Source organism: Leptotrichia wadei, assembly GCF_007990445.1.
Lineage (GTDB): Bacteria > Fusobacteriota > Fusobacteriia > Fusobacteriales > Leptotrichiaceae > Leptotrichia > Leptotrichia wadei_A.
In genome coordinates, this window is record NZ_AP019841.1 from 2,143,777 (window position 1) to 2,159,708 (window position 15,932).

Sequence of the window (15,932 nt, forward strand, 5' to 3'; positions counted from 1 at the left end):
TAAATAATTTAGAAAGGAGCGATATTTTAAATATCGGATATAATTATGAATATAGTATTATTTGGAGCACCTGGAGCAGGAAAAGGGACTCAAGCAAAAGAATTAATTAAAAAATATGAAATTCCTCAAATTTCAACTGGAGACATTTTAAGAGCGGCAATCGCTAATAAAACTCCACTTGGACTGGAAGCAAAAAAATTGATGGATGAAGGAAAATTGGTTTCAGACAACATCGTAAATGGACTTGTAGAAGCAAGACTTAAAGAAGATGACTGTAAAAAAGGGTTCATTTTGGATGGATTTCCAAGAACTGTGGCTCAGGCTGAAGAACTTGATAAAATTTTAGCAAAATCAAATAGAGAAATTGAAAAAGTAATTGCACTTGAAGTAAGTGATGAAGAAATAATCGAAAGAATTACAGGAAGAAGAGTTTCTAAAAAAACTGGTAAAATCTATCACATAAAATATAATCCGCCAGTTGACGAAAATCCAGAAGATTTGGAACAAAGAGCAGATGATAACGAAGAAACAGTTAAAAAAAGATTGGCAGTTTATAACGAACAAACAGCGCCAGTATTGGATTTTTACAAAAAGCAAAATAAAGTTTACAGCGTAGATGGTGCAAAAAAACTGGAAGAAATCACAAAAGATATAATTGATATTTTGGAAAAATAAGAAAAAATATTATTTAGTAAAATTAACTTTTAACAAATAAAAAAAGAAAAAGAAATTTAGAAAGAAGAAGAAGAAGAAATGATAATTTACAAAACATTAGATGAAATAAAAAAAATAAAAAAAGCTAATGAAATAATCGCAAGACTTTTTGAAGATGTATTGCCGAAATATGTAAAGGCTGGAATAAGCACTTATGAACTTGATCAAATAGCAGAAGATTATATTAGAAGCCAAGGGGCAATCCCAGGAACAAAGGGATATGACATAGGAAGTCCATATCCTCCATATCCAGCTGCAACTTGTATTTCTGTAAATGAAGTTGTGGTACACGGTATTCCTAGCAAAAAGCAAATTTTAAAAGAAGGGGATATTTTGACAATTGACACAGTAACAGTGCTTGATGGATATTTTGGAGATTCTGCAATTACTTATGCTGTTGGAGAAATTGATGAAACTTCTAAAAAATTGATGGAAGTTACTGAAAAGGCAAGAGCTATTGGAATTGAAGCTGCACATGCTGGAAATAGAATTGGCGACATTGGGCATGCTATTCAAGAATATGTGGAAAGTTTTGGATTCTCACTTGTAAGGGATTTTGCAGGACACGGAGTTGGAAAGGAAATGCACGAAGATCCAATTATTCCAAATTATGGAAGAGCTGGAACTGGAGCTAAAATTGAAAACGGAATGGTAATTACAGTTGAGCCAATGGTAAACGTTGGAACTTATAAAGTGAAGATATTGCCTGATATGTGGACTGCCGTTACAAAAGATGGAAAACGTTCAGCCCAATATGAACACAGTTTTGCCATTATTGATGGAAAGCCTGTAATTTTAAGTGTAAGAGATTAACAAAAAATATAATGAAGGGAGAGAATTAAATTGAGCATACTGGCATTCATATTAATATTATTCGTGGCAATGGAGCATTATTACATATTAATTCTTGAAATGTACCTGAACGAAAGCAAATCCATCCAAAAAAACTTTGGATTGGAACTAGACTTTCTAAAAGATGAACGTGTAAAAAAAATGCTGGCAAATCAAGGGCTGTACAACGGTTTTCTTGCCTCAGGATTAATGTGGAGTTTAACCGAAAGCGGAGAATTTCAATTTCAAATTGCAATTTTCTTCCTGATTTGTATTATCTGTGCAGCAATCTACGGTTCTGTAACAGTTTCAAAAAAAATCTTTTTATTGCAGGGAATACCTGCATTAATGGCTTTTATTTTATTATTATTGCCATTGATAATTTCATAATTTTATAAATGCACCTAAACTGAAGAAAAGTTTTAGGTGTATTTTTTTGCAAATAATAACAAGGGGTTAATAACCCCCTGCTACAAGTTTATTCACAAAATCTAATTTTAAAAATTAACCTTTTATATGTTTTTTACTATTTTTATCAGGATTTTCAATTTTATCCTTCTCTTTTTTTCTTTCATTTTCCAAAACTTCATCTAAAAGTTTAATTACTCTTGTATTTTCAAATTCCTTTCTGTATTTGTTTATTACACTTTCATCAGCAGCTGCGAGCATTTGAGCAATAGACAGATAAAGTGCCAGTTCCGACTGCTCGTTAAAATATACATCTTCATAACTCACATCCTTTGTTGAAACGTTATCCAAATAATATTTTACTGCGCTTCCCACTCCATAATTCAACATATTTTTAGATATTTCTATTTCTGCAAATTTTAACTCAAATCCCCTTACATAGTCATCTGGAATACCAAATTCCTTTTGATTTTTATCAATTTTAAAATAATCTGCTATTCGTCGATATTTATCAGCTTCCTCCTTTTGACTTTTCAATGTTTCTTTTCCATCATCAAGGATTTCCTTTATGCTTTCAGAATAAGTCTGATTGTCCTCTTCATCATTTTCCGCTTCATCAGAATCATCATTTTCATCTTCATCTTTATTTTGTATGATCCCATTTTTTTCATCGTATAAAAATCCATCTGGAAGATCATTCGCTTCATTATTAATATTGTTATCTTCTTCATTTAAATAATCTCCCAATGTATTAAGAAACGAAATCATCTCTAAATTATCATTTAATATTTCAACCAAATCCATAACTGGAGTTCCCTTATAACTTCTTTTCAAAAGGTTGTAATACTTTTTAGAATTTTTTTCATCGCCCTTTAGTTTATAATAACTCAATTCATTTGATAATCTGTCAAATTTTGACAAATATTTTGAAATTTTGTCCATATATTGTCTTGCTTTTTTAAAATCCTTCTGTTCCCCAACCATATACGCACCAGCAATAGTTGCTCCTAATGTTTCATTTCTCTCGTCTTTTTCATAAATTTCCTTCAGTTTTTGAAAATCATCACTTTCCTTCCCCTCTTCTGTAAAAAAATTTTTTTCATCTTTAATATCGTATTGAAATTTTATAGTTTCATCAATAATATCCTGTTTTATCCCAATTTTAGAAAGCCTATCCTGTATAAGCTCTGCCCGTGTATATGCCAGTGATTTTGAATTTAAACTAAAAAACAATGGCAATGACAATAATATAAACAATTTTTTCATAAATTTCCTCCTGTTTTTATATAAATTTTATTTAAATATATTTTGTTTATTTACTGGCAAGGAACTATTATTTCCTTATTAAGCAGTATTAATTTACCATTTTTGCCAAGAAATCCTTATCTTTTTCAGTTTCCTCCTGAATCTTCCTAGCAATCCAAGTATCTTCCAATTTTGCCCCATTACTTATTTTAAGCATAACTTCCTGTATTCCCTCATTCATTATTACAACATTAAAATAAAGTATAACTTCAGCACGAAGATTATAATTCCGTATTTCATCGCTGACATCTTCATTTACAACATTATCCAAATATTCTGCAACAGCCTGCTTCAATTCTCCACTATCAAATAACCCACGAATCTTATTTAAATAATAAGTCAATTTCATCATATGATATTCCTCATCAGAAACTCCTATTTTTCTTCTTTCGCCTTCATCCTTTAACAATTTTAAAACCTTTTCTGTCAACATCTGCTTTTCATTAAAATCCTTTGCCACAAAAATTTTTGACAATGCTATTATCGCAGGATCACTATATTTTTTAGGAATTTCATCCATGTATTTTTCAAATTCAGGCATATTTCCTTGTTCCAAGGCATACATCATTTTTGAAAAAGTTTTTGTATATTCATAGGGTGTGTATTTTTCAAATAAATCCAGATATTTTTTATAGTCTCCACTTATTTTTGATTCAAAAATAGTGATTAGCGCCTGTGCTGCAATATAATTTCTCTTATCCTTTTGAAGCAGTTTTTCCAGTTTTGCCACACGTTCTCGAATAATTTTCTCATCTTCCTCAAAATATTGCGTATCACGTATTTCATAATCCAACGCAAGTGTTTCATCAATCAATTCCTGCCTAACTCCAAGTTTTGACAACGTTTCCTGAATCTTTTCCTTTTGTGTGAATCCATATATTTCAAAATTCATCATTAAAAATATCCCTAAAATCAAGAATAATTTTCTCATCTTTACCACATCCTTAAAATTTTGATAAAAACATCCCATTTAATATCCACTATATATTATAGTATATCCCACATTTTTAATTTTTAAAAATTTTTTCTTGATTTTTTTGAAATTTAAAACATTAAATTTAACTGAATCCCTGCTAACTTCAAAAAGAACTCCACAATCGCTATAAATCCATTCATTAAAGTTCTACTTCCAAAGTAAACTATTGCAAATATAATTAAAATTCCGTATTTTTCGATTTTATTGTAAAATTTTCTCACTTTTTCACCAGAAAAAGAATAAATTATTCTTCCGCCATCCAAAGGTGTTATTGGTATTAAGTTAAACATACCAAGCAGTAAATTTATTAGATACGTATAAAGCAGAATTGTCATAAAGATATTTTCAATATCCAAATGTTTTCCAAGATATTTCAATAAAAGAAGTGAAACTGCAGCAATAATAAAGTTTACAACTATCCCAGCTATCGCAACACAAAATAATCCAAGCCGATGCGGTCTTAGATTATCAAAATTTACTGGAACAGGCTTTGCCCAGCCTACCAAAAACTTAAATCCACTCAAAAGTATTAAAATAGGCAAAAGTATTCCCGTCAAGTCAATGTGCCTTAAAGGATTCAGAGTTATTCTCCCATTCATTTTTGCCGTATTATCCCCAAATTTATAAGCCACATATCCATGTGCCACCTCATGAAAAGTCATTGATATTACAAAAACAGCAAGTGAAATTATCATATCCCTTGAAATTTCCACCACAAAAAAAATTCTTGCAATAAAATAAACAACAACTGCAACAATAATCCCCAATTTTATTCCCGAATACTGCGGATTCAAATTCTTAAACCTGTCATAATAGTCTTTTAATTTTTTCACAAAATTTCCTTTCCAAATTTGACTTTACATAATATTTTTTATTCATTACTCAAATTCATCACCCAAAATCCAATTCCTATTGCATAAATTATATCAAATTTTCCCAAAAATAACAAAACATTTTAAAAATTTGATGGATTAAAGTATTTAAATCTTTTTTTACAAATAAAAAAAACAACCTTATATAAAAGTTGTTGTTTTTAACGAATAATTTAACCCTTGTTTTGATGGATACTCTACTTTAACGAAATATAATATAGATATTTCGGCATTTATAATTGAGTTTCAATCCTTATTTTAATGGATACTCTACTTTAACATTTAGAAAAAAATAATCCTCCGATTCATCAAGATGGGGTTTCAATCCTTATTTTAATGGATACTCTATTTTAACTATTCAAACAGAAAATTAGAAAGCGAATTAAGAGAATTGTTTCAATCCTTATTTTAATGGATACTCTATTTTAACGGTTTTGAAATTTCTTTTTTCTTATTAGTAATGATTCGTTTTAATCCTTGTTTTAATGGATATTCTACTTTAACACTATTTCAAGAAAGTACAGAGAGATGCTAAAAGATGTTTCAATCCTTGTTTTAATGGATACTCTATTTTAACTTACGGTCTTCGATAGAATAATGGAGTTTGAGAATTAGTTTCAATCCTTATTTTAATGGATACTCTATTTTAACCGTCATTCTTTGTTCTTCACAATATCTCATATAACTTACAGGTTTCAATCCTTATTTTAATGGATACTCTATTTTAACTCCCGTATTTTTGAGAAAACCCTTTATTTATCGGTGTTACAGAGATTTTTTCAGATATTAAAATCGCATTTTTTGGCTTATTTTTTGTTATTTTTTGCGGTTTTTTTGGCATTTTCCGTAACTCCTAGCCTGCATTTTTACTGGCTTTTAATAGATTTTTCCCTGATTTTTTTATTTTTGGTAGTGGTAGGAATTTTTACTGCAAACTTATTTTACCACATTTTTTTGATTTTTCAAAATTTTTTTTAAAAAATGGAGTACCAAAATTGATACTCCAAATAATTTCTTTTTGCTACATTTTTGTTTTAACTATTTTTTAAACATTCCAGTAACTTTGCCAGCTAAATCCTTTGCTCCTTCTACAGTTTTATCTACTGCTTTTTCAGCACCTTTTTCCACATCTTTAACAATTTTGTTATTTGCTGCTTTATTAGCCAAGTCTTTTGCACCTTCTACTGTTTTTTCAAAAACTTCTTCAGTTCCTTTTTTTATATTTTGAGCAACTTCGCTTCCTGCAATTTCCTTTGTTTTGTCAGCAGCTTTGTCAGCCAAGTCTTTTGCTCCATCTACAGTTTTTTTCAATGCATCTTCTGCACCTTTTTTTAAATCGTCGAATTTCATAATTTTTTCCTCCATTTTTTTATTTATAATTATTAGATAACTATCTTTTTTATTCTACAGTTACTGATTTTGCCAAGTTTCTTGGTTTATCAACATCATTTCCCTTTAATTTTGATAAATAGTATGCCAATAACTGATGAATTACAATTGTAGGGAATCCTGCATAATCATCTTCCACATTTGGAATATAGAATACTTCATCTGCCACTTCTTCCACAACTGTATTTCCTTCTTTTGCAATTGCAATGACATAAGCTCCCCTTGATGTAACTTCCTTTATGTTTGATACTGATTTTTCAAATAAGTCAGATTGTGTAGCATTTACAACAACTGGTACTCCATCTGTAATTAATGCTATAGTTCCGTGCTTCAATTCCCCTGAAGCAAAGGCTTCTGAATGAATATACGAGATTTCTTTAGATTTTAGGGCACCTTCCACAGCGATTACATAATCAAGTCCACGCCCAAGGTAGAACATGCTTTCGCTATCCTTGATTTTATCTGCAACATCTTTGATTTTTTCATCATATTCCAACATTCTTTGAATACTTTGTTCCACTTCATACAATTTTTTTATATCTTCAGCTGCTTCATCTTTTGTAATTTTTCCAAATTTATATGCAAAATCAATTGCCATCAAATTTAAAATTACCATTTGAGTAGTGTATGCCTTTGTAGAGGCAACGGCAATTTCAGGTCCTGCCCAAGTGTAAATAACATGATCTGCTTCTCTTGCTACCGAAGATCCTACCACATTTGTAATGGCAACAACTCTTGCACCATGTCTTTTAGCTTCCTTCATAGCTTCAAGCGTATCCAAAGTTTCTCCAGACTGGCTTAACACTATAACCAGTGCCTTATCATCAATTACAGGATTTCTATATCTAAATTCAGAAGCAATATCAACATCTACACGTATTCTCGTTTTTTTCTCAATAATATGCTTTCCAGCAAGTCCTGCATGATAAGCAGTTCCGCAAGCCACAATATAAATATCATTGATTCCACTCAAATATTCCTTTGTAAGCCCTGCATCATCAAAATTAATGTTATAATTCTCATCAACTCTGCTGTTTAATGTTTTCACAAGGACTTCTGGCTGTTCAAAAATCTCTTTTTCCATAAAGTACTCGTATCCACCTTTAGAAGCAGCTTCCAAATCCCATTCAATATGAGTTATATCTCTTTTTATCTCATTTCCATCTATATCCATAATTTTTACAGAATCTTTTTTTATTTCCACAATTTCATTATTTTCAATCAAATAAACATCTCTTGTATATTTCAAAATAGCAGGAATATCAGATGCAATAAAGTTTTCTCCCTTTCCAATTCCAACTATTAACGGACTTTCCTTTCTAGCCGCAATAATTCTATCAGGCTCCTTAACAGACATAATTCCAAGCGCATAGGCACCTTTTATAACTTTTAGCAATTTTTTTACTGTTTCAAGAATATCTCCTGTATAAAGTTCATCCAATAAATGTGCCACAACTTCTGTATCAGTTTCTGACTTAAACTCATACCCTTTTGCAATCAAATCTCTTTTTAACTCTAAATAATTTTCAATAATTCCATTATGAACAACAACTAATGTTTTATCCTTATTAAAATGGGGATGCGAATTTTCATCAGATGGCTTTCCGTGAGTTGCCCATCTTGTATGCCCAATCGCAACTGTCCCTTTAAGTGGATGTTTTTCCAGTTCATCAGCCAAATTTTTCAATCTTCCCACTTTTTTCACAATCTCAAACTTTTCACTTCCAGTATTAACAGCAATTCCAGCCGAATCATACCCTCTGTACTCTAACTTTTCCAACCCGTCAATAACAAAATCCTGAGCATTTTTTGCTCCAATGTAACCTACAATTCCACACATAATTTTTCTCCTTTAATAATATAAAATTACTAGAAAATGTTACTATAATAATTTTGTAATCCCAATTACTTGAAATTTTTGTATATTATTAAGGCTGTAACCACCTAAAGAGCATCCGCCGATTACTTCGATAACCCTTTTCCTCGTCTTCTTTAGCCATTAATTTATTTTTATAAATTATTTCTAAAGAGCTGGCGCTTTTTTGTATCTTTATTTCCTAGTTTAAAAGATTATAACAAATTTTTTATATTTTTTCAATATATATACGAATTTTTTAATATAAATAAAAAAATTATTCTACTTTTACTTAATTAGTTTGAAATGTTTGTAATGTTGTGATATACTAAAACTATAAATTTAGAAATTTAAACAAAAAAAACAAATTGGAGGATTTTAAGATGAATAATAAATTGAAAATGGGTATTTTAACAGCACTATGCTTATTTGCATTATCTTGTGGAAACGGAAATGGACAAAGCGGAAAAGTATTATTTGAGTCATCAGATAAAAAAATAAAAGTATATGAAAATGAGGTTAACATCGAATTGGAAAAAAACTTATTTTCCAGCGGTATCTCACAAAAAGATCTTACACCTGACCAAATTAAGCAAATGAAACAATCTATTATTAAAAACATTGCTTTAAATAGAGCACTTGCAATTAAAGGTAAGGAAGAAAAACTTGACAAAGATAAAAAATATACTGAAAATCAAGATGTTATAAAAGAGCAATTATTGGCAAGCTTAACTTTAGTTAATGAAGTTAATGGTAAAGTTAATGTTACTGATGAAGAAGCAAAAAAATATTATGATGCAAACCCTGCTGCCTTCACTCTTCAGGAAGATACTGCAAAATTACAGATCATAGCTTTCAAAGCCACTGACTCTGCAACAGCAAGCCAAGTATTAAAGGATGTTCTTGCAAATCCTAATAATTTTACTACATATGCACGTAAATACAACGCAAATATTCCTGGAGTTCCTGAAAATGGAGAAACTTCTGAAATTCCAGAAAGCCGTTTAGGTGCTTTAGGTACAGCCATTAAAAATGTAGCGGCTGGACAAATTGTAAATAGTGTAGTTAAAGTTGACAATGCCCTATATATTGTAAGAGTATTGGAAAAGAATTCTAAAGGTGTAATTCCTTTTGAAAAAGTTAAGGAAACTATAAAGACTCAAATGAGAAATCAAAAAAGACAAATTGAACAACAAAATTATTTGAAATCTGTATCTGATGAATTTAAACTTTCAAATATGGATGATGCAATAAAAAATATTAAATAATATATAAAAATTAAAAGTTATAAAAATCCAGTAATAACAGCATTTCACAAAGCAAGGGGCTTTGTCCCCTTGTTAGAAAACATAAAATAATAAATGCTTTATTATCGTGATTTTATTTGCCTTTGTAAATGATAAAAAAATCACATTAAAAGGAGGGTTTTTGTGAAAATTTTAAAATACTTGCTAAGCGCTGTATTGCTAGTATTAGTCATATTTCTTTTTGGTATTATGTTTTCAAGCAATATTGTCTCATTTATGGCAAGATCTAAACATTCTGAATTTGAAAATGTAAAATATTCTGTAAAAAATAGCCAGATGGTTTTTGATAATTTTGCAGTTAATGGAAAAAATCTTGGAAAAGGACGTGCCACAGTTGGAATAGTACGAACTGGACTGTTTAAACTTGTGCCAAAATTGACAATTTCCAATCTAAAGCTGGAAGATGTAAATTTAGAAAGCATCTATAAAGAAAAAAATTCTCAAATTGATACTTTTACAGAAAAAATAGATTCTCTCAGCGCTCAAGAAAAATCAGATAAAACAACTGCTGACTTTATTAAAGAAACAACAGATAAAGTTGCATCTTTAACAACTAATACTGATAATCTTATTAACAGCAAATGGAGAGAAAATATTGAAAAGACCAATATTTTGAAAAAAAATTATGCAGAACTTACTGATTTGAAGAGCAAGGCTCAAAAAATTGTAGAATTAAATAATGAAATTAAGCCACTTGTGAAGTCTATAAATTCTGAAAAGGAAAATATTGAAAAAAATATTTCTGAAATTGAGCTGGAAAGGGATATTGCCCTTGCAAATGTTTCTGACAATTTGACTAAACTTGAAAAGGAAATTTCATTAAACGACTTTAACAATAATTCCAGCAGCAGTGTTCAAAATATGAATCTTTATATATTCCTAGATAAAGGGAAAGATTTAGAAACTTCATTAAATACAGCTTTAAAGGCTACTGCTCTTGTAAAGGAAATAAAAGATTTAAATATTAGAATTTCAGATGTGGATATTAACGAAGGAAAAATTGTGGCTAAAGGATTAAATGGAAATTTTTCGCAAGTAAGCGGAGAAATTTTATTGCAGAATAATTCAAAGGCTTTAATAAAAGGTCAAAATAATGGCTACGAAATTACTTATAACAAAGATAACTTTACTTCTAAAACTTTATTTGCAGCTAATAAAATAGGTTCACTTATTGAATATTCCAAAAATGATCTAATCGCAGGAAAAACTGTAAAACTTTCTTCAGAACTTGTTATGGAAAATAATAATTTTAAAAACTTGAATCATACTGTCTTGACTGATGAAGAAAAAACATTGCTAACTCAAAAAATTGAAAACTTGAGAAATAACAATTATCAGCAAATTATGACAAAATATGAGGAAGACAATAAAAATATTGAAACATTAATTGATACTGTTTATGCTCAAAAGGACAAGCTTGACAAATTACAAAGGGATTTACTGTCACTTGGAACTATTATTGCAGTTGAACAGCCTGCTGTAACTAATAATGAAAACACTCCACAAAGTAACAATCAAAATAACAGTTCAGCAATCAATATTTTAAATAATAATGCAAGTTCCAGCAATACTAACAATAGTAACAATGATAACAATAATACCAATAGCAGCAGTAATAATGCAGAGAAGCAAAATAACAACCAGAATACTAATAAAATTAATATTGGAAACAGATAAATTTTATAATAGGCATACCGATACTGATATGCCTTATTTTTTAAAATATTATTTGTATAGTAAAACTAAACTTGAATTTTAGAAAGGAATTTTTTTATGTTATTAAGTGTAAAAAATATTTCAAAGGAATATAACAATGGAACAACTGCCTTAAAAAATGTCTCATTCGATGTGGAAAAGGGGGAGTTTATTTCTATCATTGGACCATCGGGTTCTGGAAAATCGACATTGCTTAGAAGTATTAATAAAATGATTGATATTTCCCAAGGTTCGATTTTATTTGAAAATAGGAATATTGAAAAATTGAAGAAAAAAGAAATCGAGCTTGTAAGGCGTGAAATCGGTATGATTTTTCAAAACTATAATCTTGTGGAAAGACTGACTGTTATTGAAAATGTGCTTCATGGGCGGCTTGGATATAAGTCGGTATTTTCTGGAATACTGGGGATTTATTCAGAAGAGGAAAAAAAAGAGGCTTTTAAATTTTTAGAAAAGCTAAACATGACTAAATATGCCTATCAGAAATGTAACGAACTTTCAGGTGGGCAAAAACAGCGTGTGGGAATTGCAAGAGCGATAATGCAAAAGCCGAAACTGCTTCTCTGTGATGAGCCAATCGCTTCACTTGACCCCAAAACTGCCGAAAATATAATGGATTATTTGAAAAAAATTGTTACAGAACTAAAAATTACATGCATTGTCAATCTTCACCAAGTTGATATTGCAAAAAAATATTCCAACAGGATTATCGCCTTAAATAAAGGTGAGAAAATTTTTGATGATAAGCCAGAATATCTTACAGATGATATAATTGAATTTATTTATAAAGATGAAGAATTGGATTAACAGGAGGATTTTATGAATTTAAACGAAAAAGATATTTTTAAACAGAGATTTTATTCTAAAATTATATTTGTGCTAATAATTATTTTACTTTACATAATATCCTCCATTATTTCAGGATTTCAAAATGGAATGGCATTCTCCTCAATTCCAGCTGGAATTTTTTGGCTAATACAAAAATTCATCCCTACACAAAATGCCCTCCAATATTTTCCAGAAATCATAAATTCTGCTTTGCAAACAGTTTTACTCGCCATAACTGCCACAACGATTTCAGCAATATTTGCCCTATTTCTCGCAATAATAGGCTCAAACTCAACTGGAATCAACATTTTTACAAAAATTATAACAAAAGTAATCGCTTCATTTTTTAGAAATATGCCAATTGTAGCCTGGTCATTAATACTTGTATTTTCCTTTAAGCAAAGCCAATTTACAGGCTTTCTGGCATTATTTCTAATAACATTTGGATATTTGACACGTGCCTTTTCTGAAACAATAGACGACATTGCAGGTGATGTAATTGAAGCGTTAAAGTCAGTAGGCGCTTCATACTTTCAAATAATATTTTGCGGAGTCATTCCAAGCATCTCTTCCCAGCTTTTATCCTGGCTTCTATTTTTCATAGAAACTGGAGTTAGGGAATCAACATTAGTTGGAATTTTAACAGGAACTGGAATAGGATTTACATTTAGCCTATATTACAAAAGTTTCCGTTATGATGCCGCCGGACTTGTAATTTTAGTCGTTACAATTATCGTAGTTGGCGTAGAAATGCTTTCAAACAAACTTAGAAGTGAATTAATGTAAAATATTTGAATAATTCTCTTTATTATAAAAATCAAAAAGAAATAAATAAAATAAAAAAGAAGGTGAATATTCTTTTGGAAAAAATAAAAATAAAAAAACTTACAAAATCAAGAATCTATTTATACACAACTTTATCCGTATTATTAATTATTACAGTTTATACTTTATCCACAATGGATTTTGGCGGTGTCAATATCATTGAAGCAACTAGACATTTTTTTAAAGACTTAAAAACAATGTTTTTTTCTCCAAATTTATCTGACAGATACACTTATGCCCAAGTATTCCAAAGTCTTGCTGTAACAATTGCGCTAGCAGTCCTTACAACAATAATTGGCTCATTTATAGCATTATTTTTATCCTTTTTTGCAGCCCAAAATCTTTCCAGTAAACATTTATCAAAAACTATAAAATTAGGTTTATCCTTCATTCGAGCAATCCCAACAATATTATGGGTTATGGTCTTTTCAGTCGTCGCAAATGTCGGAGTAGAAGCTGCAATTATAGGAATGACCTTCCACAGTATCGCCTATCTTGTAAAAGCCTATTCAGAAAGCATCGAAGAGATAGACAGCGGAATTATCGAAGCCTTGAGGGCAACAGGAGCTTCATTTTGGAAAATCATATTTCAAGGAGTTTTACCAAGCACTATAACTTCCATTTTATCCTGGACTTTTATCCGTTTTGAAATAAACTTTACAAATGCAGTTTTAGTTGGAGCTGCCGCTGGAGCTGGTGGAATTGGATACGATATGTTTATGTCTGGAACAATGTATTTTGATATACGTGAAATTGGAGTATTTGTATACTTAATATTTGGTGTAGCAATTATATTGGAATTTATTTCATATTTATTGAGAAAAAAATATTTGAAAAATTAAAATTTTTATTATATGAATAAATAAAAAAATCTCTAAAAAGAATTTTACCTAGTTAGAGATTTTTTATTTTATATAAATTCTAAATTTTAATATTAACGATGTCTTCTATTTACAAAACTCTTCATGTGTTTAACTGCCAAGAATGAATCCATTTGCAATAATATTTCTACAGCAGTCCCAACTAGAATTAGTAAACTTGTTCCCCCAAGCATTACCGGAAGATTTAAGATATATCCAAACCATATATTTGGCATAATACCTAATAATGATAAGAATATTGCACTTCCAAATGTTACTCTTGTTGCAACTTTTTCCAAATAGTCAGCAGTTTCCTTTCCAGCTCTTACTGTTGGGATTGTTCCACCACTTTGCTTTAAGTCATCTGACACTTTGTCTGGATCAAAAGCAATTGTAAGTGTATAGAAAAACGAAAATACTGTAATTAATATTGCAAATAGCAACAAGTAAAAAATTCCTTTTGGCTCAAATTGAGCTGCCAAGAAGTTTTTTAAACTTCCAGATTTCATCATTGAAACTAGAAACGGAGGCGCTGCCATCAATACTGACGCAAAGATTATTGGCATTACTCCAGACATATTTATTTTTAATGGCAAGTATGTTCTCTTTCCAACTGTACTTTGTCCACCACCAAATCCAAGACTCCCTTTTCCAGCATATTGAATAGGAATTCTTCTTTCAGCCAGCTGTACAATTACCATTAACGCAATAAATACTATAAATACTATTACTGATAATCCTAATAAAACTTTTCCCATTCCACTAGGCAATCCAGCATACATGTTACTGATAACTGATGGCAATCCTGCAACAATATTTAAGAAAATCAACATTGATGTCCCATTTCCAATACCTCTAATTGAAATTCTTTCAGAAATCCACATTAAAAATGAAGTTCCTCCTGTAATTAAAACTACTGTACTAAGTACAAATTTTGGACCTGGTTCCAATACTAACCCTTGATTTTGCATTAATATTGCAATTCCGAAAGATTGAATTATTGCAAGTACAATTGTTACATATCTTGACCACTGAGTTATTTTATCTCTTTCTTTTCCACCTTCCTTTTGCATTTCATCTATTTTAGGGAAAATTACTCCTAATAATTGAAATACAATGGAAGCATTAATGTAAGGGACAATTCCCAACGCAAAAATTGAAGCTCTTTCAACAGCTCCACCCGAAAATAAATTTAAAAATTGAGCAATCGCATTTCCTTGCTGGAAATTTTTAAAAGCTTCTGTATTAATTCCAGGAACTGCTATGTGAATTCCAACTCTTGCAACCATTATCATAAGTAATGTAAACGTTACCCTTTTTTCTAACTCAGGTATATTAAAAATAGCTTTTACCCTACTTGATACTGCTTCAGCTAGAGTCAATTCTACCACTCCTTTAGTGTATGAAGAAAAAGCAAGATATTAAATCTTACTTATCTCCATCTTCTTTTTTATTATTTCCTGCTTTAGCTGAATATGATTTGATTTCTAATAATTCTACACTTCCTCCAGCTTTTTCGATTAATTCTTTAGCTGCTTTTGAGATTCTGTGCGCTTTTACAGTTAATTTTTTATTAACTTCTGTATTCCCTATAATTTTTAATAAGCTAGTAAGTTCTTTTTCTTTTACATAAGCCTCAATATTTGAGTTTAAGTATTCTTTTACAGCTCTTCTTCCTTTTACATTTCTTAATGCTTCATCAGAATATTTTTTAATAAATTTAGGGTTTTTAACTATTCCATTTTCAACTAATGTTTCTAAGCTAACTACATCTCCATCGTTAAATCTTTCAACAATATCAGCCAATGTAATTGCTATAATATCTTTTTTAAATGGTGCATTAGAAAATCCTCTTTTAGGGATTCTTCTAATAATAGGCATTTGTCCACCTTCAAATATTGGTGATACATAAGAACCTGATCTTTGTTTTTGTCCGTTATGACCTTTACCAGCTGTTTTACCCCAACCAGTTCCGTGTCCTCTTCCTACTCTTCTTCTTTCTCTTTTCGATCCAGCAGCAGGTCTTAATTCATTAAGATTCATTTA

At 30.1% G+C, this 15,932-nt stretch carries 15 protein-coding genes and 1 CRISPR repeat array; of the genes, 8 read left to right on the forward strand and 7 right to left on the reverse strand.

Annotated elements, in window-relative coordinates; genetic code table 11:
- The first annotated feature begins 45 nt into the window (after positions 1-45).
- The 3 genes from FVE74_RS10130 to FVE74_RS10140 all read left to right on the forward strand — a co-directional run bounded on the left by FVE74_RS10130 (position 46) and on the right by FVE74_RS10140 (position 1,935).
- Positions 46-675: an adenylate kinase gene (locus tag FVE74_RS10130; RefSeq protein ID WP_147004406.1), complete on the forward strand. Its 630-nt coding sequence runs from the start codon at positions 46-48 to the stop codon at positions 673-675.
- A gap of 78 nt (positions 676-753) precedes the next feature.
- Positions 754-1,527, forward strand: coding sequence for a type I methionyl aminopeptidase (map, locus tag FVE74_RS10135; protein WP_147004407.1), 774 nt, complete (start codon positions 754-756; stop codon positions 1,525-1,527).
- A 30-nt stretch (positions 1,528-1,557) separates the two neighbouring features.
- Positions 1,558-1,935 carry a DUF1304 domain-containing protein gene (locus FVE74_RS10140; protein WP_010126479.1) on the forward strand — a complete coding sequence of 126 codons (378 nt, stop codon included), beginning with the start codon at positions 1,558-1,560 and terminating at the stop codon, positions 1,933-1,935.
- A 114-nt stretch (positions 1,936-2,049) separates the two neighbouring features.
- On the opposite strand, the gene FVE74_RS10145 is transcribed toward FVE74_RS10140, so the two are convergent.
- The 5 genes from FVE74_RS10145 to glmS all read right to left on the reverse strand — a co-directional run bounded on the left by FVE74_RS10145 (position 2,050) and on the right by glmS (position 8,335).
- Positions 2,050-3,219: a hypothetical protein gene (locus FVE74_RS10145; RefSeq protein ID WP_147004408.1), complete on the reverse strand. Its 1,170-nt coding sequence runs from the start codon at positions 3,217-3,219 to the stop codon at positions 2,050-2,052.
- A gap of 88 nt (positions 3,220-3,307) precedes the next feature.
- Positions 3,308-4,189, reverse strand: a complete 882-nt coding sequence (locus tag FVE74_RS10150) for a hypothetical protein (protein WP_147004409.1) — start codon at positions 4,187-4,189, stop codon at positions 3,308-3,310.
- Positions 4,190-4,302: 113 nt separating this feature from the next.
- Positions 4,303-5,067: a site-2 protease family protein gene (locus FVE74_RS10155; protein WP_147004410.1), complete on the reverse strand. Its 765-nt coding sequence runs from the start codon at positions 5,065-5,067 to the stop codon at positions 4,303-4,305.
- A 209-nt stretch (positions 5,068-5,276) separates the two neighbouring features.
- Positions 5,277-5,835: a CRISPR direct-repeat array (repeat unit 37 nt; unit sequence GTTTCAATCCTTATTTTAATGGATACTCTATTTTAAC).
- 309 nt (positions 5,836-6,144) lie between these two features.
- A complete protein-coding gene (locus FVE74_RS10160; RefSeq protein ID WP_015770275.1) occupies positions 6,145-6,456 on the reverse strand; it encodes a hypothetical protein in 312 nt (103 codons plus the stop codon).
- Positions 6,457-6,505: 49 nt separating this feature from the next.
- Positions 6,506-8,335 (reverse strand): glutamine--fructose-6-phosphate transaminase (isomerizing), encoded by a 1,830-nt coding sequence (gene glmS / locus FVE74_RS10165; protein WP_147004411.1) that lies wholly within the window; start codon positions 8,333-8,335, stop codon positions 6,506-6,508.
- A 398-nt stretch (positions 8,336-8,733) separates the two neighbouring features.
- Between glmS and FVE74_RS10170 the strand changes: the two genes are divergently transcribed.
- The 5 genes from FVE74_RS10170 (at position 8,734) to FVE74_RS10190 (ending at position 13,868) form a co-directional block, all read left to right on the forward strand.
- Positions 8,734-9,618: a peptidyl-prolyl cis-trans isomerase gene (locus FVE74_RS10170; protein ID WP_147004412.1), complete on the forward strand. Its 885-nt coding sequence runs from the start codon at positions 8,734-8,736 to the stop codon at positions 9,616-9,618.
- A gap of 162 nt (positions 9,619-9,780) precedes the next feature.
- Complete coding sequence (locus tag FVE74_RS10175) at positions 9,781-11,334, forward strand: hypothetical protein (protein ID WP_147004413.1); 1,554 nt, start codon at positions 9,781-9,783, stop codon at positions 11,332-11,334.
- A 96-nt stretch (positions 11,335-11,430) separates the two neighbouring features.
- Positions 11,431-12,180 (forward strand): phosphonate ABC transporter ATP-binding protein, encoded by a 750-nt coding sequence (gene phnC, locus FVE74_RS10180; RefSeq protein ID WP_010139318.1) that lies wholly within the window; start codon positions 11,431-11,433, stop codon positions 12,178-12,180.
- Positions 12,181-12,192: 12 nt separating this feature from the next.
- Positions 12,193-12,987: a PhnE/PtxC family ABC transporter permease gene (locus FVE74_RS10185; RefSeq protein ID WP_147004414.1), complete on the forward strand. Its 795-nt coding sequence runs from the start codon at positions 12,193-12,195 to the stop codon at positions 12,985-12,987.
- Between the two features lie 74 nt (positions 12,988-13,061).
- A complete protein-coding gene (locus FVE74_RS10190; RefSeq protein ID WP_232053960.1) occupies positions 13,062-13,868 on the forward strand; it encodes a PhnE/PtxC family ABC transporter permease in 807 nt (268 codons plus the stop codon).
- A gap of 92 nt (positions 13,869-13,960) precedes the next feature.
- Here FVE74_RS10190 and secY read toward each other — a convergent pair whose 3' ends face one another.
- Positions 13,961-15,268, reverse strand: coding sequence for a preprotein translocase subunit SecY (gene secY, locus FVE74_RS10195; RefSeq protein ID WP_147004416.1), 1,308 nt, complete (start codon positions 15,266-15,268; stop codon positions 13,961-13,963).
- 46 nt (positions 15,269-15,314) lie between these two features.
- Positions 15,315-15,929 carry a 50S ribosomal protein L15 gene (gene rplO, locus FVE74_RS10200; RefSeq protein WP_147004417.1) on the reverse strand — a complete coding sequence of 205 codons (615 nt, stop codon included), beginning with the start codon at positions 15,927-15,929 and terminating at the stop codon, positions 15,315-15,317.
- Positions 15,930-15,932 lie beyond the last annotated feature (3 nt).

Excerpts from the sequence above, each read along its gene's own strand:
- FVE74_RS10160 (WP_015770275.1), bottom strand. The coding sequence starts at position 6,456 with ATGAAATTCGACGATTTAAAAAAAGGTGCAGAAGATGCATTGAAAAAA.
- phnC (WP_010139318.1), top strand. The coding sequence starts at position 11,431 with ATGTTATTAAGTGTAAAAAATATTTCAAAGGAATATAACAATGGAACA.
- FVE74_RS10150 (WP_147004409.1), bottom strand. The coding sequence starts at position 4,189 with ATGAGAAAATTATTCTTGATTTTAGGGATATTTTTAATGATGAATTTT.
- rplO (WP_147004417.1), bottom strand. The coding sequence starts at position 15,929 with ATGAATCTTAATGAATTAAGACCTGCTGCTGGATCGAAAAGAGAAAGA.
- FVE74_RS10130 (WP_147004406.1), top strand. The coding sequence starts at position 46 with ATGAATATAGTATTATTTGGAGCACCTGGAGCAGGAAAAGGGACTCAA.
- map (WP_147004407.1), top strand. The coding sequence starts at position 754 with ATGATAATTTACAAAACATTAGATGAAATAAAAAAAATAAAAAAAGCT.
- glmS (WP_147004411.1), bottom strand. The coding sequence starts at position 8,335 with ATGTGTGGAATTGTAGGTTACATTGGAGCAAAAAATGCTCAGGATTTT.
- FVE74_RS10145 (WP_147004408.1), bottom strand. The coding sequence starts at position 3,219 with ATGAAAAAATTGTTTATATTATTGTCATTGCCATTGTTTTTTAGTTTA.
- FVE74_RS10170 (WP_147004412.1), top strand. The coding sequence starts at position 8,734 with ATGAATAATAAATTGAAAATGGGTATTTTAACAGCACTATGCTTATTT.
- FVE74_RS10185 (WP_147004414.1), top strand. The coding sequence starts at position 12,193 with ATGAATTTAAACGAAAAAGATATTTTTAAACAGAGATTTTATTCTAAA.